This is a genomic window from Plantibacter sp. H53 (genome assembly GCF_001650455.1).
Classification (GTDB): domain Bacteria; phylum Actinomycetota; class Actinomycetes; order Actinomycetales; family Microbacteriaceae; genus Plantibacter; species Plantibacter flavus_A.
Map to the genome: position 1 here is coordinate 47,568 of NZ_LWCT01000051.1, position 16,426 is coordinate 63,993.

Here is a 16,426-nt window from a genome sequence, read left to right on the forward strand (position 1 = left end):
ATTGGTTACATCTACAAGTAAACGGGGTAGCCTGTACCGACCCCATCACCCGATCGGAGACCGAATGTCCGCTGTGCTCGACGAGCGTCTGCTCGCCCCGGAGACGTCGATGGGCGCGGTCACGCTCCGCGTCGGCGACCTCGACCTCATGTCCGGCTACTACGCCAACGCCTTCGCGATGGAGCCGCTCGAGGAGCGCAGCCGCGACCGCGAGGTGCACCGGGTGCTCGGTCGTGGCGACACCCCGCTCGTGCGGCTCGTGCACACGCCCGACCTGCCGGCCGTCGACCGGCGGCAGGCCGGCCTGTTCCACACGGCGTTCCTGTTCGAGGACGAGTCGAGTCTCTCGGCGACGGTCTATCGGGCCGCGCAGGACCCCCGTGGACAGTTCGTCGGGTCGAGCGACCACTTCGTGAGCGAGGCGTTCTACTTCACCGACCCGGAGGGGAACGGCGTCGAGCTGTACACGGACCGCCCGCGCAGCAGCTGGGTGCGCTCGGGCGACCAGATCGCCATGACCACCACCTACCTCGACCCGAACGCCTACCTGCAGCGGCACCTCACGGAGGACGCCCTCGGCGCCGGGTCGTCGCTGGCCGGTGCCGTCGGGCACGTGCACCTCCAGGTCGGCGACCTCCAGACCGCCCGAGCCTTCTACGTCGACGCCCTCGGATTCGAGACCACGCAGACCGAGTACCCCGGCGCGATCTTCGCCTCCGCCGGCGGGTACCACCACCACATCGCGATGAACGTCTGGAACAGCCAGGGCGCCGGTCCTCGCGCGGCCGCCCTCGGCCTCGGCGACGTGTCGATTACCGTCCCCGACCTCGCGAACCTCGATACGCTGGCCGCGAGGCTGCGCGCTCGCACGATCCCCTTCGACGCGGACGGTCGTTCCGTGACCGTCTCCGACCCGTGGGGGACCCGCGTGACGGTGGCCCTGCCCGACCTGTCGACCGAGGAGCTGCTGTCCCGATGAACACCGCACTGCGCGACGTCCGCTCCGTCGACTGGGCCGACGCCGCGTCGTCCGCTCCCGTCGTCGCGGTGCTCCTCCACGGCTACGGTTCGAACGAGCACGACCTCACCGGCCTCGTCGGGCCGCTCGCGCTCGGGATGCCCTGGGTGTCGCTGCGCGCGCCGCTCGAGATGGGTCACGGCGGGGCGGCCTGGTTCGAGATCACGACGCCGGGCAACCCGGACCCGGAGCCGATCGCCCGTGCCACGGACGCCGTCTGGGGTTGGATCGACGAGCACGTGTCGGCCGAGGCGCGCATCGTGCCCATCGGCTTCTCGCAGGGCGGCTTCATGGCCTCGCAGCTGCTGCGCACGCGACCCGAGCGGGTCGTGGCGCCGGTCATCCTCGCCGGGTTCGTGCTGAGTGCGCCGCAGCCCGGCGACGAGGTGCTGGCGGCGACGAAGCCTGCGGTGTTCTGGGGGCGCGGGCTCGAGGACCGCGTCATCGCCGCGCCGGCCGTCGCGCGGACCCATGCCTGGTTGCCGCTGCACACGACCCTCACCGAGCGCACCTACCCGGGGCTCGCCCACGGGATCGACCAGGCCGAGATCGACGACGTGCGCACGTTCCTCGGCGAGCACGTCGGCTGATCGCTCAGTCCCCGTGCTCCGCGGGCATCACCACCTGCGGTCGCACGTGCTCGTAGACGACGCTCGTCCGGACGTCCGCGACCTCCTCGCGCTCGGTGAGCTTGTCGATGACGAAGGCGTAGAGCGCGTCGTTGTCGGTGACGGCGACCTGGAGCAGGAAGTCCTCGTTCCCTGAGACGACGAACACGCCGATGGTCTCGGGGAGGGTGATCGCCCAGCTGCGGAACGCGTCGATGTTGACGCGCGACGGCGGTCGGATCCGGATCGCGATGAGCGCCTGGACCGAGCGGCCGAGCGACGGCAGATCGACGTCGAGTCGCGCGCCGCGGATGACGCCGCGGCGGTACAGGCCGCGGGTGCGGTCGAGCGCGGTGGTGGGTGAGACGCCGACCGCGGCAGCGATGTCCCGGTTGGTGCGCCGGGCGTCGCGCTGGAGTTCGCGCAGGATCGCCGTATCAAGTTCGTCCATGGCGGCGATTCTGCCAGATGCACCGAACGATGTACGGCTGCGATCCGCGCTCCCTTCTGATCGACGTAGCCTGAGGATCGATTCGCGTACGACATCAGGGAGAGACATGACGGAAGAACGATTCGTCGGCTTCGCGCCGGAGGAGATCGACACGGCGGCGCCCACGCGGTCCGCCCGGCTGAAGTGGGTGGTCGTCGTGCAACAGGATCTTCCGGCCGGTCGTGCCGTGAACGCGGCGGCCTGCGTCGCAGCGGCGATCGGAGCCGGGGTGCAGGGACTCCTCGGACCGGACGCCGTCGACGCCGACGGCTCGGCTCATCCCGGACTGCCGTGGGCGGGGTGCAGTGTGTTGTCCGCTCCGGCTGCGCAACTGGCGGCGATCCGGGCCAAGGCAGCGGGGTCGGACGGCGTGCTCGTCGTCGACATGCCGGAGGCGGCCCAGCTCACCCGGGTCTACGACGAGTACCTCGAAGTGGTGGGGGGCACCGTGTCGGATGCACTCAACCCGCTGGCCGTCGCCCTGGTCGGGCCGCGCAACCGGGTGGACCGGATCGTCGGGCGACTGCCGCTGTTGGCTTGAAAGCGGACGTGTCAGGGCTTGAGGGAGATGGAGTGCGGCGGGCTGGCTAGGGTTGGCGGGTGAGCACCACCGTCCATCCCACACAGGTCGCGCCGTCCGCGGCCGTCGTCACCGCCAGCCGTGTGGTCTACCTCCTGATCGCCGCGATCATCGCGATCTCGCTCGTCATCCAGATCGTCCTCGTCATCACCGGCGGCGCCGACGCCCGCTCGGGTGGTGTGGACATGTCCGTCGACCTCGCGACCCGGTTCGCACGCATCTTCAGCGCGTTCACCATCCTCAGCAACCTCATCGTGCTCACCGTGTCCGTCCTGCTGGCGATCGACCCCCTGCGTGACGGCCGGCTCTGGCGGGTGGCTCGACTCGACGCCCTGCTCAGCATCGTCATCACCGGCATCGTCTACGCGGTGGTCCTCGCGCCGCAGGTGAACCTCACGGGGTGGGCGCTCGTCATCACGATCGGGTTCCACTACCTCTCGCCGTGGCTCACGCTCGGTGCCTGGCTCGTGTTCGGTCCGCGTCCGCGCTTCACCTGGAGCACCGTCGCCTGGGCGTTCCTCTGGCCGCTCGCCTGGGTGGTCTTCACCTTCATCCGTGGCGGCATCACCGGCTGGTACCCCTACCCCTTCCTCGATGCGACGCAGCTTGGCTTCGACGGTGCCGTCCGGAACGCGCTCATGGTGCTCGTCGTCGCGATCGTGTTCGCCGTGCTGCTCAAGCTCGTCGACCGGGTGCTGCCTGCCGCGCTCCGTCGCTGAGGTGAGGCAACTGGTCGCCCGGCGGCGTCCCGGGTGACCAGCTGCCTCACTTCGGGGCCGTGCCAGGATGGGGCATGCCCGTCGTCGAATCCCGCTGCACCGTGCCCGTCCCGCCCGACGTCGCGTTCGCGATCTCCCAGACGACGGGCGAGACCCGGATGCGCTGGGACCCGTTCATCCGGCGGCAGCACTTCCTCGACGGCGCGAAGGAGGCCGCCAAAGGCGTCCGCACCTTCACGGTCCAGCGGTTCGGGTTCAGGATGGTCAGCGAATACGTCTCGTACCACCCGCCGACCAACGTCGGCATGAAGATGACGAAGGGCTCATGGTTCTTCGAACGGCTCGCCGGCGGCTGGCGTTTCAGCCCGGTGGACGGCGAGGACCAGCGCACCCTCGCCGTCTGGCGCTACAACTTCACGTGCAAGCCGCGGTGGCTGGCACCGATCGCCGAGCGCATCGGTGCGATCGTCCTGCAGCGCGACATCGACCGCCGGATCCGAGGCTTCGCGCGCGGCTGCGAGGACCCCGTGGTGCTCGCCGCGGTCGCTGCAGCGGACCGATCCGGCACTAGCGGGCGAGGAACGAGCCGATCCCGAACCGGGCGGTCACGCCGGGGCTGAAGAGGACCGAGTCGGGCTCGTGCTCGACGACACCCGGGAGACCCGCCGCCGCGCAGAGCTCGTCGCGCAACGAGGTGACGCGAGCCGGGTGCAGGACCCAGGGTTCGTGCTCGTTCGGCAACCACTGCGTCCGACCGAAGCGGCTCTGGAAGAGCCCCCACCGCGCCGTCAGGAACTGGGACAGCTCGTCGTCGACGGTCGTCGTCCGGTCGACATCGACGCCGAGCTGGAAGCCCGGACCTCGTGTCGTCGGCGACCTGCTGATCCGCCGCGACGCGTACTCCCAGCCGTCGTCCGTCGGCCGTTGCGCGGTCCGCGCCCACCGGTAGGGCAGACCGAACATCGCGCGAGCCGCGAGGACCGCCGGCAGGCTCGACGCCTCGAGTGACCGGAACACGACGCCGCGACGCCCCTCGGCGTCGACCCCGTACAGCCGGACGTTCACCTCGGTGAAGGATCCGCCGACCGGTGACGCCGGTAGCGGACCGATGCGGGCGTCGCCCAACTGGAAGGCGATGAGTCCGACCCAGGTGGAACCGTCGAAGACGTCGGGGACCACCCCGGGCGGGAGCAGTGGTGCGACGGCGTTCGCCGGGACGCGCCAGTGGACGAACGCCAGGTCCCTCCATTCCTGCGCCGCGACGACCGGGCCGGACAGTGCCGGTGCGTCCGAGGTGATCGGCCTGAGCTCGCCGGTCATGCCAGGTGTTCGTACTCGGGCAGGTCGATCTTGTCGGCCGGCGGGGAGAACAACTGCGCACCGACGAGCTTCGCCGGCTTCGACCCGGCCACGCGGAGTGCGGTGCGGAAGGCGGCGACGCCGGCCTTCGAGGTCGGATTGGCGAGCTGCGGCGTGCCCGGCGGCAGCGACTGGGCCTGCTCGACGTAGGGGCGCATGATGCGTTCGTACCCGCGGAAGGCGTCCCGGTGGTGCACGTGCGCGGCCAGCTCTCCGGCCAGCACGTAGGCGCCGACGATCGACAGGCTCGTCCCCATGCCGCTGACGGGCGACGCGCACCAGGCCGCGTCGCCGAGCAGCGCGACCCGTCCGGATGCCCAGCGGGGCGTCCTGACCTGGCCGATGGACTCGTAGTAGACGTCGTCGCTGTCGTCGAGGTGCCCGAGGATCCGGTTCGCCTGCCAGGGGAGTCCGACGAAGCGGTTCCGGAGGTGCCGTCGCTGCGCGTCGAGGTCGCGGCGCGCGGGGACGACGCCGTCACCGCGGTCGGACGTGACCTCCGTCAACACCGCGCGAGTGGTGCCGTGCCGGTCGGGTCGGAGCGTGACGCTGCGGCCGCCGACGCCCGAGTACCACTGCCACCACGGCACGTCGGCGTCGTCGCGCGGAATCGTGAGGTACGTCATCTCGAGCCCGAGGGACCGGGTCACCGCCTCGCCGGGGAAGGCCAGCTCGCGGGTCGACGATCGGATGCCGTCCGCCGCGATCACGAGGTCGAACGCCTCGTCCGCTCCATGCGCGAAGGACACGAGGACCCGTTCGCCGTCGTCGTCGAGGGCCGTGATGTGGTCGCCGTAGCGGTAGGTGGTGGTGCCGTCCGTCGCATCGATGAAGATGCGGGCCAGGTCACCGCGCAGGATCTCGACCTCGGCGGTCGCGCCGTCGGTCTCGGAGTCCGACACCGGGAATTCGGCGATCGTCTCACCGGCGTCGCCGACGAAGCGTGTGCCGCGTTCGCCGGTGGTCGCCTCGCGTGTCGCGTCCTCGAGGCCAGCGCGTCGCAGGACCTCGCGAGCGGCGCCGCGCACGTCGATGTTCTGGCCGCCGTCGCGGAACGCCGGCGCGCGCTCGATCACCGTCGTCTCCCAGCCGTAGCGGTTCAGCCAGAAGGCCAGGCCGGGGCCGGCGATGCTGGCTCCGGAGATCAGGACGCGGGGAACGGTCATGGTGGTGCCACCTCTCGAGGAGCGTGGGACTGCCGCTCCGGTTGCCTCCATCATCGCAATCGCCGATCCGAATCCCGCATGGTTGACAGCTCCGGCGGTGCAGGCGTCACCCGCTTGTACGCTGGGGGCATGTCGAGGATCGAACGCAAGCGTCGCAGGCGGAGTGTGCGGGTCGATCGCGTGTACGACGGCGACGTCTACGTCCGGGTCAACTCCGTGGGATCCAGCGGCGACCGCTCCTTCATCCTCATCCCGGGCATCGGTGTCTCCTCCACCTACTTCGAACGCCTGGCGCCGCACCTCAACGAGTTCGGCCCCGTGCACGCGCTCGACCTCCCCGGCTTCGGCGGCGTGCCGCACCCCTCGTCGACGCTCACGATCCGCGAGTACGCGGACCTCGTCGGCCGGGTGATCGACGAGCTCGATCTCAAGGACCCGATCATCGTCGGCCACTCGATGGGCAGCCAGGTGGTCAGTGACCTCGTCTCCCGTCGTCCTGAGCTGTCCACCCTCGTCCTCATCGGCCCGGTCGTCGTGCCCGGTCAGCGCCGGGTGCTCACCCAGGCCGTCCGCTTCCTGCAGTCGAGCTGGCACGAACCGCTCACGGTGAAGGTGCTCGCCGTCAGCGCCTACGTCTTCTGCGGCTTCAAGTGGTTCTCTCGGGTTCTGCCCCAGATGCTCAGGTATCCGATCGAGGAGGCCCTGCCGAAGGTGCAGGCGCACACGCTCGTGATCCGCGGCGAGTACGATGCCGTCGCACCGCGCGAGTGGGTGGAGCGGGTCGGAGAACTCCTGCCCTCCTCGCGCCTCTGGGAGATCCCAGGCGCAGCGCACTCCGTCATGTACGCGCACGCGGAGGAGGTCGCCAAACTCTGCGTCGACCACGCCAGACGCACGGTGGCGGACGGTGACGACGACCGGCTCCGGGTCTACCCCGAGGACTCGGACGGGAGCGACGACTCCGAGCCGGAGGCACCGCAGCCGAAGGCGGTCATCCAGGCTGTGCAGGGGCGCATCGAGGAGACGATCGGAATCGTCACCGACGACGACGACCGTGTGGCCGAGGGGAAGTCGCAGGTGGCCGACGCGGTCGCCTCCATCGACCACGACTGAGCGCTCGCTGAGATGCGGCGGTTCGTCGCTCAGCCGCGGGCCGGGTGACGAACCGCCTCACCTCACCGGGTCGGCTCGCCTGGCCAGGATCGCTCCGTGCGGTCGTTGATCGAGGCTCGTCCTGGTGTGCGTCTCGATGACCTCGAAGCCCGCTCGGCGCACGCGCTCGGCCAGCTCCGCGATCGGCCAGCGATAGGCCGTCGCCACGGCATGGTCGAACGCTTCGACCGATGGCCCCTCGAAGCAGCCGATGAGGAGTCCACCTCCCGGCCGGAGCACGCGAGCGAATTCCGCGAGCGGTGTCTCGATCGTGTCGGGACGGTGGTGGATCAGCGAGTACCAGGCGAGGACGCCGCCCACCGAGCCGGTCTCAGCGTCGAGGGTGTCGAGGCTGCCGAGGTCGAACCGGGTCTCCGGGTGCTCGACGCGGGCATGCGCGATGAACTCGGGGACCAGGTCGATGCCGCGGATGTCGAGGCCGCGCGAGGCGAGGTAAGCCGTCCACTGTCCCGGGCCACAGCCGGCGTCCAGTGCGGGACCGGCGATCCGGTCGGCCCAGGAGGTCACGAGCTGCCGGTCCGACGGATGCACCGAGGCCATCGTGCCCAGCAGCTTCGCGTACTCGGTGGACCGTCGGGTGTAGGCGTCTCGGACGGTGCTCATGGCTCCACCGTAGCGAGCACGCGGCACGCTTCGCCGTCGGGATGGAGAGGCGGGCCTCGCGGTTCCGCATGCCAACTGTTATGGTGTTTATAAACAGATGGAGGTGCCATGGGCGTCGTGATCTCGAACAGTTCGGGAACACCGATCTACGAACAGATCGAGACCCAGTTGCGTGCGTCGATCCTCGCCGGGGAGATCCCCGTCGGGCAGACGCTCCCGTCCCTGCGGCAGTTCGCGGCGGATCTCCGGGTGAGCGTCATCACCGTCACCCGGGCCTACAACGATCTCGTCGCCGAGGGCTTGGTGCGGAGTGAGCACGGACGCGGGTTCGTCGTCCTCGACGTCGACCCCGAGACGGCGAGCACCCTCCTGCAGTCGCGGGTCGACGAGGTCATCAGCGAGCTCGTCATCGCGGCTCGGCATGCGCGCCTCAGCAGGACCGACATCCAGACACGACTCGAACAGAGGTGGAGTACCGATGACTGACAACATCCTTCGCATCGAGGGACTGCGCGTCCAGCGGCGATCATTCGCCGTCGACGACGTCTCCTTCGCGGTCGAACGCGGCACCGTGACCGGCCTCGTCGGACCCAACGGGGCCGGCAAGACGACCACCATCCGTGCCCTACTGGGCCTGCTGACCCCCGACGCCGGCGACATCGAGGTGCTGGGGCGGCCGGCCGGTTCCCCGAGTGCGCTCGCACGCATCGGCGTCGTCCTCGACCAGCCGACCGCGGCTCCGGAGTGGCGGGTCGCATCGATCGGCCGACGGCTCAGCCCGTTCTACCCGGCGTGGGATCAGCAACGCTTCGAGGGGCTGCTCGACCGCCTCGGGGTGCCCCGCGAGCAGCGGGTCAGCGAGCTGTCCCGTGGGCAGGGCGTCAAGCTGTCGCTGTCGACCGCGCTCGCGCAGCAGCCGGAACTCCTCATCCTCGACGAGCCGTCCAGCGGCCTCGACCCGGCTTCCCGCCGCGAGATCGGGGACCTGATCCGCGAGTTCATGGTCGACCCCGAGCACGCGGTGCTCTTCTCGACACACATCACGACGGATCTCGACGAGCTCGCCGACGACCTGCTCGTGCTCGTGAACGGCCGGGTCGCCTATGACGGACGGTTCGCCGACACCGTCGACGAGTTCGCGATGGTGCGGGGCGCGGGAGCGCCGCCGACCGGCGAGGTGCTCGGGCTCGAGCGGCGCGGGGAGCAGTGGTCCGCGCTCATCCGGACGACGCAGATGGCGGAGTTCGGACCGGAGACCGTGATCGACCCGGCGAGCGTCGACGACATCGTCATCCACCTGGCAGCAGCACACGGGAAGGCTTCCGCATGATCGGCTCATTCATCCGCTTCGACCTGACCTCCTGGCTGCCGCGGCGGCAGACGCTCCTCCTGCTCGGCTTCGTCGCCGTCGTCGGGATCCTGCTCCCCGTGCCCGGCATGGCGATCATGGGCGCGGCGATCGTCACCTCGCTCATGATCGCCGCGCCGTTCCTCGGCGACGAGCGCGGACGCCTCGACACGCTCTACGGCATCCTCCCCGTCTCGCGGTCCACCGTCGTGGTGGGACGGGCCGGCTCCATCGTCGTCTTCGCCCTGCTCGCCTCGGCGATCGCCTTCGCCGTGACCCTGCTCATGGCCGGCGTGCGCGGCGCCTCACTCGACTGGGGCCTCCTGCTCGTGATCCAGGCCGTCGCGGTCGCCTTCGTCGGGCTGTCGGCCAGCATCCAGTTGCCGGTCCTGTTCCGGATCGGATACACGCGCGGCCGACTGATCAGCTACGCCCCTGCGCTGGCGATCGCAGGCCTCGCCTGGCTCGCGCAGGCGATCGGCGTGCTGGACGGCGTGCAAGAGGCCGCCACCGGTGTTCCGCTCCCGCTCGCAGTCGGCCTCGGACTCGCGCTCGGCGCCACCGGGATCGTCGTCGGCGTCCTCGTCGCCGTGCCGCTGTACCGCAAGCGCGAACTCTGAGCAGTCGCAGCATCCGTCCCGGGCGTTCCCGGCATCACAGCGTCGTCAGGAACGCCCGGATGTCGTCCGCGAGGAGTTCGGGTTCCTCGTGCGGCGCGAAATGGCCACCCCGCGGCATGGTCGTGAACCGCCGCACGTCGTAGCTCCGCTCGGCCCAGCTGCGCGGCGGACTCGCCAGGTCGTGCGGGAAGAGCGCGACCGCGGTCGGCACCTCGACCCGGTCGACACGCGTCGTGATCCCGGTCGCGGACTCGTAGTACGGGCGGAGCGACGTGCCGATCGCGTTCGTGAACCAGTAGACGGAGGCGAGCGTCGCGAGGTACTCGTCGCTGAACCGGGACGAGACGTCGCCGCCGCAATCGCTCCAGGCCCGATGCTTCTCGAGGATCCATGAGAGCAGGCCGACGGGGGAGTCGGACAGCGCGGGAGCGAGCGTGAGCGGACGGGTGTGGTGCTGATGCTCATACGCACCCTCCTCGGCGTCCCAGGCATCGACCCGGGCGAGATGCGCCCGCTCCTCCTCGGTGAGCGTCTCGGCGTCGACCTCGCGCGGTGCAGCGACCGCGAGGAGGTGGATGCCGGCGACCGCCTCGGGATGCGCCTGCGCGAGCCGAGAGGTGATTCCGGATCCGAGATCGCCTCCGTGGGCGGCGTACCGGGCGAAGCCGAGGTGGTCGTGCATGAGCGTGTGCCACAGCTCGTGCGTCTGGTCGCCGAAGCTCGGCCGTTGCGGTGAGAACGGCAGTCCGGGCAGTGCGGGCACGATGACGGTGAAGGCGCTCGCCGGGTCTCCGCCGTACCGGGACGGTGTCGCGAGGCGCCTGGCGAGTCCGACCAGTTCGAGGGCGGTGCTCGGCCATCCGTTCGTGAGGACGACGGGGATGCCGCCCGGGGCCTCGGCGTCGAACCGGAGGTAGGTGATCGCGGCCCCGCCGATCTCGGCGCGGTGCCACGGCAGGGCGTTGATGTCCCGCTGCTGTGCCGCCCAGTCGAAGTCGTCCGCCCAGTAGGTGACGAGCCGCCGCAGTTCGTCCTGGTCGGTGCCGGCCTCCCAACCCGCGGTCGGCCACCGGTCGGGCCAGCGGGTGTCGTGGAGTCTGCGGCGGAGGTCGGCGAGGTCGTCGTCGCTGACGTCCAAAACGGCCTGGCCTGCTGGCGACCGGGTCACCTGGTAGCGGCGTTCGATGCCCGCGGTCGCACGCCCCCACTCGCTGGACGCGACGCGGGCCTGGTGTGCTGCGAACGACTCGTCATCTTCGAAGACCTCGGCGACATCCCAGACGAGCGGGTCGTCCGTCGGCGTCACCTCGAACGACACACACCCCGGTTCGGCGCGGGTGAGCGCGACATGCTCCGGTAGAAGGGTCTCGACGATCGCCACGTCGGTCGGTGTCGCGCAGATCAACTGGCCGATCAGGTGCACGGTGGTCATGGTCTCACCGTAGCGAGGGTCGGCCCTCCGGCTGCTTCGTCCCGAGCTCCGCGCCGCGTTTCCAGAGCCATTCGACGGGGCCGAGCGCGAACCGTCGGAGCCAGAGGTGGGCGAAGCCGGTCACGAGCGCGGCGATGACGACGAACGCAGCGACGGTGACCGGGACGCGCCACGGGGCGGCGAGTTCGGCGAGGCCGAAGCCCCAGCCGTAGAAGATCGCGCCGCCGAGGAGGTTCTGGAGCAGGTACGCGCTCAAGGCGACCTTCCCGAGTTCGCGGAGGCGTGAGGCGATCCAGCCCTCGGTACCGAAGCGACGACAGAGCTCGACGGTGGCACCGAGGATGCCGAGCGCCACGAGGGGCGCGGCCAGGTAGCGTTCCGCGAGGAGTCCTGCGGTGCCGCCCCAGACACCGAGGGCGAGGTCGACCGGCAGCGCGCAGGCACCGACGATCATCAGGCGGCGTCGGAGTCGACCGCCGGTCTCCCCGAAGACGCCGGCTTGGAAGAGGTGTGCGCCGGCGAGGAACATCGCGAGCGTGAGGAACCCGATCAGCACGGGCTCCGCGCGGAAGACCCCCACGTTCTCGAGTCGGAAGGCCGCCAGGCCGAGGAACGAGTCAGTGGCGTACGGGCTCGGTCCGGCGGGGAGGGAGAGGTCGCCCGACATCGTCGGCGTCGTGGCGATGAACGCGACGATCGCGGTGATGAGGAGGACGTGCAGCGCCCCGAAGACGGCGATCATGGCGCGCTGGGCGCGGGGCCTGGTGAGCAGGAGCCAGGCGACGATGGCGCCGGTGACCGCATAACCCATGAGGACGTCGAACTCCGCGATGAGGACGTAGTTCACGGCACCGTCGATGAGGAGCAGGGTGGCGCGCCACAGGTACCGGCCCGGCCAGCGCTGCTCGCGTCGGCGTGCCGCGGCGTGCTGGATCGCGAGTCCGGCGCCGAACATCAGGGTCAGCAGAGCGAGGAACTTGCCCTGCGTGAGTGCCATGAGGGCGAGCTGGATCGTGCCCGCCGCGGGGCCGGTCTCCGGCGTCACCGGGGCCGAGAGCATGCCGACCATGCCCCAAGGGTGCGAGAACAGCCAGATGTTGGTGCCGAGCGTGCCGAGGATGGCGAGTCCGCGGACGACGTCGAGTGCGGCGATCCGTCGGTTGCTTGGACGCGACGGTGGCAATACGCTCGTATTGGTCATGAGATGACCGTACCCTGTCGAGTGGGCGATGGCGAAAGCGGAGGCGATGACCGAGCAGGACACGAACAGGGATCGGATCCTCGATGCACTGCTGCGCATCATGGCGTCGCGCGGAGCCGACGCCCTGACCATCCGCACGGTCGCTGGCGAAGCCGGGGTCTCCGTCGGCGCGGTCCAGCATCACTTCCCGACGAAGGACCGACTGGTCGTCGCGGCGATGACCGAGGTCAACGAGCGGTTCCGTCGGCGCGTGGCGGCGCGGCTCGAGGCCGTGGCGTCCGAGGAGGAGCGACTTCGGATCTTCTGTCGTGAGATCGCCTGCATCGAGGGCGACGACCTGACCGATGGGATCGTCTGGGTCGCCTTCGCCGCGCGGGCGAGCACGGAGACCGAGGTGCGAGCGATCCACGCCGTCGACTGGGCCCGCACCGAGGAGGTCCTCCTGCGGCTGCTCGTCGCAGCGTTCCCTGACGACAGCTTGGCTGCGGACGATGCGGCACTCCTGCTCGCGGTGCTCGACGGCATCGCGGTCGCGCGAGCGGCGGAGCAGTCGGACCGGATGACCCCGGAGCGGGCGGAACGGCTCATCGCCGCGACGCTCCGGGGCCTGCGCCGAGCGGGCTGAGTCGCGAGGTTTCAGTTCAGTCGACGTCGGGTTCGGGTTCGAGTTCGACGAGGTAGCCGACCAGTCGGGGTTCGACCTCGCCGGGTGGTGGCGGGCCGGTCGTCTGCGCCGCTCGAGCGGCAGCTTCCGCCGTCTGCGCCGCTGCGCGTGCCGCGGCCGCCGCTGCTTCTGCCGCTGCTTGGGCGTCGGGGTGATCGATCCCGCGCGTGAGCGGGATCCGCGGTGTCTCCTCGACGACGGGCGGGCCGGGGACGGTCTCATGGTGGGCGACGTAGTCGGAGACCGCTACGCCGATGTACACGCCGCTGCCTGGTGGCCCAATGAGGCGCCTCGTCGCGGGCAGAGCTCCAAGCGGCAACGGTGGTCGCTTGGTGTGGACGCGGCGCGAGGGTATCGACACCCTCGACAGCTTCGCCAGCCTGCCCGTCAGCCGCTCCGGTGCGGCGTCCTCTTCGTGGTGCATCTCGACACCGTCGATCCGCGCCGTCAGATCCGCCCCGATCTCCTCGGTCAGCCAGGTCCGCTGGCCGTCGTCGACGGGCCAGACGGAGAAGGTCGCCCGTTGGCCGGTTTCCAACGGTCCGCCGCAACAATCCCACTCCCAGGAGCTGAGCCAGAGCGTCCGCCGGGTCATCCGCGCCGACGCCGGGTCGGCGGACCGCAGGCGCGAAACCAGCTCGGTCGTGGGTGCGGACAGGACGCGGAGGGCGATCGCGTCGCCAGGCATCGGTACGCGACCGAGTTCGCTGAGCCCCCAGCGGTGGTACATCGACGCGGCGTTGGTCGCGCGCTCGTAGACGCCGATGAAGGTCGTCGACTCGGTGCGCTCCTGCAAGACTTCAGCCAGGCAGCCGCGGGCGATCCCGCGTCCGCGCTGTTCCTCCGAGACGGCGAGCTCGTGGACGACGAGGGCGTCCGCCGGTCGCGCGAGCGCAGTCGAAGCCGTGCTGCTGGAGTCGGCCAGTTGCGCGAGGATGCCGAGCCAGGCGGGGTCGGCGTCGAGGCCGTGGGCGAGCGCGAAGCCCACGATCCGGCGGTCGACCGTGGCGATCACGAGGCGCCCGCCGCGGTGCCCGAGATGCTCCGGGCCCCACTGCCGGATGGTCGCGAGGTCGATCGCGTCCTCGTTGTACGGCTCGGCGGTGAACGCCGCGACGAACAACTGCGTCACCTCGCCCCACACGCCGTCGGGTGCGGATCCGGTGAAGGTGGTGTAGCCGACCGGGCTCATCATCCAGCCAGCATAGGGAAGTGCGCGGATGATCGACCTTGAGGTGAGGCAGATCGTCGTCCGAGCGGCGAGCATGCGACGATCCGCCTCACCTCAGGTCAGTCGTTGAGGTGCAGGATCGCGTAGTCGGCCTCTTCGGGCGTGAACTTCTCGCCGTACTCGCTGGTCAGCTGGTCGCGGATCGCTTCGGGCGACATCGACATGGTCTCCTGGTAGGACTTCGCCTTCGCGAGCGCGTTCGCGTTGTAGTCGGCCTGCAGGTTGTCGACGGCGTACTGGCCCGCCTCCGGTGAAAACTGTTCGCCGTATTCGGAGGTCAGCTGGTCGTAGATGCCGGCCTTACTCATGTGCATGAGGTCCGAGTAGCTCTTCGCCTTGATCAGCGCGGACTGGTACTCGACGGGCACCGCGGGTGCAGCAGGAGCTGCGGGAACCGGAGTCTCGGCGACGGGCGCAGTCGTCTCGACCGGCTTGGCCGCTTCGTCGGCCGGCGTCGAGGTCTCCACGATCGCAGCAGGCTTGTCATCGGACACACTGTTCACCGCTGCGTCGATTCCGACGAGGGTGCCGAATGATGCGATGGTCGCGACGGCTCCGAGGATGAGACCGGTGACCGCGAGCCCCTTGGACTGTCGCTTCTGCAGTGCGAGTACCGCCAGGACGATCGCCGCGATTCCGACGAGTGCACCGGCGACGGGGATGAGGCCCATGAGGAACGCGACGATACCGACGATCAGGGCCGCGATCGCGAGCCCTGCCGAGGTCGGACGGGGCGGTGTCTGCTGCGGCTGCTGACCGTATGGCTGCTGGCCGTAAGGCGGCGGTGCCGTGGTGTCGGTGTACTGGGCCGTCGGTGCGTACGGGTTCGTGTAGGGCGCGGTCGGCTGCTGTGCGTAGGCGGGGTCGGGCTGCTGTGAGCCGCCCCCCAGCGGTTCTGATGTGGTCACACTGTGAGCATGGCAGTCGAGCGACCGACTTCCGAGAGTGGTGTTGCCCCCAGTGCAGGGGTGATTCGGGAGGTTCCACCTGGCCCGGTTCATTCGCCCATCTTTGGGCGAGCGAGTACTGGGTCGCCCAAAAATGGGCGAATGAACCGAGGCCTAGAGGGTGTTGCCGAGCTTGAAGCCCTGCGCCTCGTCGCCCTTGCGGGTGTAGGAGAAGCCGTCGGCGCCGATCGTGACCTCGAGTTCGGAGTCGTCGGTCCTGGAGACCACGGGCTTCGGCTCGCCGTCGAGGTCGAGCACGAGCGACGCGTCCGTGTACCAACTCGGCACGACGGCATTGCCCCACCAGTCGCGACGCTGGTTGTCGTGCACGTCCCACGTGACCACCGGGTTGTCGGGGTCACCCGTGTAGTAGTCCTGGGTGTAGATCTCGATCCGGTGGCCGTCGGGGTCCCGGATGTACAGGTAGAACGCGTTCGAGACGCCGTGTCGGCCGGGGCCGCGCTCGATGACGTCCGACATCCGCAGCGCGCCGAGCTTGTCGCAGATCGCGATGATGTTGTGCTTCTCATGCGTCGCGAACGCCACGTGGTGCATGCGCGGTCCGTCACCGCCCGTCATCGCGGTGTCGTGGACGGTCGGTTTCCGCCGCATCCACGCCGCGTACGTCGTCCCGGCCTCGTCCTGGATGTCCTCCGTGACCCGGAACCCGAGGTCCTCCATGTACGCGACCGCCCGCGGCACATCGGGCGTCACCTGGTTGAAGTGGTCGAGCCGCACGAGCGCGCCCGGCGTGTACAGGTCGTAGCGCCAGGCCAACCGCTCGACGTGCTCCACGTCGTAGAAGAACTCGACGGGGAACCCGAGCGGATCCTCGACGCGCACCGAGTCGCCGATGCCCTGCACATACCCCTCGGCACGACGCTCCACCCGGCACCCGAGCTCCGTGTAGAAGGCGACCGCGCGGTCGAGGTCCTCAGGACTCCGCACCCGGTAGCTGAACGCCGCGACCGCCGCCACCGGCCCCTGCCGCAGCACGAGGTTGTGGTGGATGAACTCCTCGAAGCTCCGCAGGTAGACGGTGTGCTCATCCTCCTCCGTGACCACGAGGTCGAGCACGTCGACGTAGAACTTCCGGCTCGCGGCCAGATCCGTGACGACGATCTCCATGTACGCACAGCGGAGGATGTCCGGCGGGGTGGCCGCGGGCGTGGGGATGCGGTTCACCGGCACGGGGATCGGGTCGGTGGCGGTCATGACGGGCTCGGCCGACGACGGGGTGATGGGGTTCGACATGATCTGCGTCCTT

General features: G+C 69.9%; 19 protein-coding genes. 10 read left to right on the forward strand and 9 right to left on the reverse strand.

The genetic code is table 11. The features are described 5' to 3' along the window. Window positions 1-64: 64 nt before the first annotated feature. Window positions 65-979 carry a VOC family protein gene (locus tag A4X17_RS18305; protein WP_064297086.1) on the forward strand — a complete coding sequence of 305 codons (915 nt, stop codon included), beginning with the start codon at window positions 65-67 and terminating at the stop codon, window positions 977-979. Then, window positions 976-1,608: an alpha/beta hydrolase gene (locus A4X17_RS18310; protein ID WP_064297087.1), complete on the forward strand. Its 633-nt coding sequence runs from the start codon at window positions 976-978 to the stop codon at window positions 1,606-1,608. The genes A4X17_RS18305 and A4X17_RS18310 overlap by 4 nt, the downstream gene beginning before the upstream one ends. A gap of 4 nt (window positions 1,609-1,612) precedes the next feature. Here the strand turns inward: A4X17_RS18310 and A4X17_RS18315 are convergent, their stop codons facing one another. Beyond that, a complete protein-coding gene (locus A4X17_RS18315) occupies window positions 1,613-2,077 on the reverse strand; it encodes an Lrp/AsnC family transcriptional regulator (protein ID WP_064297088.1) in 465 nt (154 codons plus the stop codon). A 106-nt stretch (window positions 2,078-2,183) separates the two neighbouring features. Between A4X17_RS18315 and A4X17_RS18320 the strand changes: the two genes are divergently transcribed. From A4X17_RS18320 to A4X17_RS18330, 3 genes are all read left to right on the forward strand, one after another. Continuing rightward, the gene (locus tag A4X17_RS18320) at window positions 2,184-2,657 is read left to right on the forward strand and encodes a DUF2000 domain-containing protein (protein ID WP_064297089.1); all 474 of its coding nucleotides are present in this window, start codon (window positions 2,184-2,186) and stop codon (window positions 2,655-2,657) included. 59 nt (window positions 2,658-2,716) lie between these two features. Continuing rightward, window positions 2,717-3,415: a Pr6Pr family membrane protein gene (locus tag A4X17_RS18325; protein ID WP_064297090.1), complete on the forward strand. Its 699-nt coding sequence runs from the start codon at window positions 2,717-2,719 to the stop codon at window positions 3,413-3,415. A 74-nt stretch (window positions 3,416-3,489) separates the two neighbouring features. Then, window positions 3,490-4,035: an SRPBCC family protein gene (locus tag A4X17_RS18330; protein WP_082916285.1), complete on the forward strand. Its 546-nt coding sequence runs from the start codon at window positions 3,490-3,492 to the stop codon at window positions 4,033-4,035. On the opposite strand, the gene A4X17_RS18335 is transcribed toward A4X17_RS18330, so the two are convergent. Further along, the gene (locus A4X17_RS18335; protein WP_064297091.1) at window positions 3,983-4,735 is read right to left on the reverse strand and encodes a YqjF family protein; all 753 of its coding nucleotides are present in this window, start codon (window positions 4,733-4,735) and stop codon (window positions 3,983-3,985) included. The genes A4X17_RS18330 and A4X17_RS18335 overlap by 53 nt on opposite strands. Next, window positions 4,732-5,940 carry an FAD-dependent monooxygenase gene (locus tag A4X17_RS18340; RefSeq protein ID WP_064297092.1) on the reverse strand — a complete coding sequence of 403 codons (1,209 nt, stop codon included), beginning with the start codon at window positions 5,938-5,940 and terminating at the stop codon, window positions 4,732-4,734. The genes A4X17_RS18335 and A4X17_RS18340 overlap by 4 nt, the downstream gene beginning before the upstream one ends. Before the next feature lie 129 nt (window positions 5,941-6,069). Here A4X17_RS18340 and A4X17_RS18345 point away from each other — a divergent pair, with 129 nt between their 5' ends. After that, window positions 6,070-7,053, forward strand: a complete 984-nt coding sequence (locus A4X17_RS18345; protein ID WP_064297093.1) for an alpha/beta fold hydrolase — start codon at window positions 6,070-6,072, stop codon at window positions 7,051-7,053. Window positions 7,054-7,110: 57 nt separating this feature from the next. Here A4X17_RS18345 and A4X17_RS18350 read toward each other — a convergent pair whose 3' ends face one another. Beyond that, window positions 7,111-7,716, reverse strand: a complete 606-nt coding sequence (locus A4X17_RS18350) for a class I SAM-dependent methyltransferase (RefSeq protein WP_064297094.1) — start codon at window positions 7,714-7,716, stop codon at window positions 7,111-7,113. A 108-nt stretch (window positions 7,717-7,824) separates the two neighbouring features. Here A4X17_RS18350 and A4X17_RS18355 point away from each other — a divergent pair, with 108 nt between their 5' ends. Genes A4X17_RS18355 through A4X17_RS18365 form a run of 3 tightly spaced genes read left to right on the forward strand, consistent with a single transcriptional unit; the run spans window position 7,825 to window position 9,684 of the window. Further along, on the forward strand, window positions 7,825-8,202 hold the full coding sequence (locus A4X17_RS18355) for a GntR family transcriptional regulator (protein WP_064297095.1): 378 nt from the start codon (window positions 7,825-7,827) through the stop codon (window positions 8,200-8,202). Further along, window positions 8,195-9,046, forward strand: coding sequence for an ABC transporter ATP-binding protein (locus tag A4X17_RS18360; RefSeq protein ID WP_064297096.1), 852 nt, complete (start codon window positions 8,195-8,197; stop codon window positions 9,044-9,046). The genes A4X17_RS18355 and A4X17_RS18360 overlap by 8 nt, the downstream gene beginning before the upstream one ends. Continuing rightward, on the forward strand, window positions 9,043-9,684 hold the full coding sequence (locus A4X17_RS18365) for an ABC-2 transporter permease (RefSeq protein WP_064297097.1): 642 nt from the start codon (window positions 9,043-9,045) through the stop codon (window positions 9,682-9,684). Before A4X17_RS18360 ends, A4X17_RS18365 begins: the two co-directional genes overlap by 4 nt. Window positions 9,685-9,718: 34 nt before the next feature. Here the strand turns inward: A4X17_RS18365 and A4X17_RS18370 are convergent, their stop codons facing one another. Then, window positions 9,719-11,116, reverse strand: coding sequence for an alpha/beta fold hydrolase (locus tag A4X17_RS18370; protein ID WP_082916287.1), 1,398 nt, complete (start codon window positions 11,114-11,116; stop codon window positions 9,719-9,721). Window positions 11,117-11,120: 4 nt separating this feature from the next. Further along, window positions 11,121-12,317 (reverse strand): DUF418 domain-containing protein, encoded by a 1,197-nt coding sequence (locus A4X17_RS18375; RefSeq protein ID WP_064297098.1) that lies wholly within the window; start codon window positions 12,315-12,317, stop codon window positions 11,121-11,123. A 46-nt stretch (window positions 12,318-12,363) separates the two neighbouring features. Here A4X17_RS18375 and A4X17_RS18380 point away from each other — a divergent pair, with 46 nt between their 5' ends. Further along, on the forward strand, window positions 12,364-12,942 hold the full coding sequence (locus tag A4X17_RS18380) for a TetR/AcrR family transcriptional regulator (protein ID WP_175484409.1): 579 nt from the start codon (window positions 12,364-12,366) through the stop codon (window positions 12,940-12,942). A gap of 16 nt (window positions 12,943-12,958) precedes the next feature. On the opposite strand, the gene A4X17_RS18385 is transcribed toward A4X17_RS18380, so the two are convergent. The 3 genes from A4X17_RS18385 to hpaD form a co-directional block, all read right to left on the reverse strand. Next, window positions 12,959-14,176, reverse strand: a complete 1,218-nt coding sequence (locus A4X17_RS18385; RefSeq protein ID WP_197479119.1) for a GNAT family N-acetyltransferase — start codon at window positions 14,174-14,176, stop codon at window positions 12,959-12,961. Window positions 14,177-14,271: 95 nt separating this feature from the next. Then, entirely contained in the window at window positions 14,272-15,120 is an 849-nt protein-coding gene (locus A4X17_RS18390) for an Ltp family lipoprotein (RefSeq protein ID WP_231884439.1), read from the reverse strand. 153 nt (window positions 15,121-15,273) lie between these two features. Next, window positions 15,274-16,374: a 3,4-dihydroxyphenylacetate 2,3-dioxygenase gene (hpaD, locus tag A4X17_RS18395; protein ID WP_064297178.1), complete on the reverse strand. Its 1,101-nt coding sequence runs from the start codon at window positions 16,372-16,374 to the stop codon at window positions 15,274-15,276. Between the last annotated feature and the right edge of the window lie 52 nt (window positions 16,375-16,426).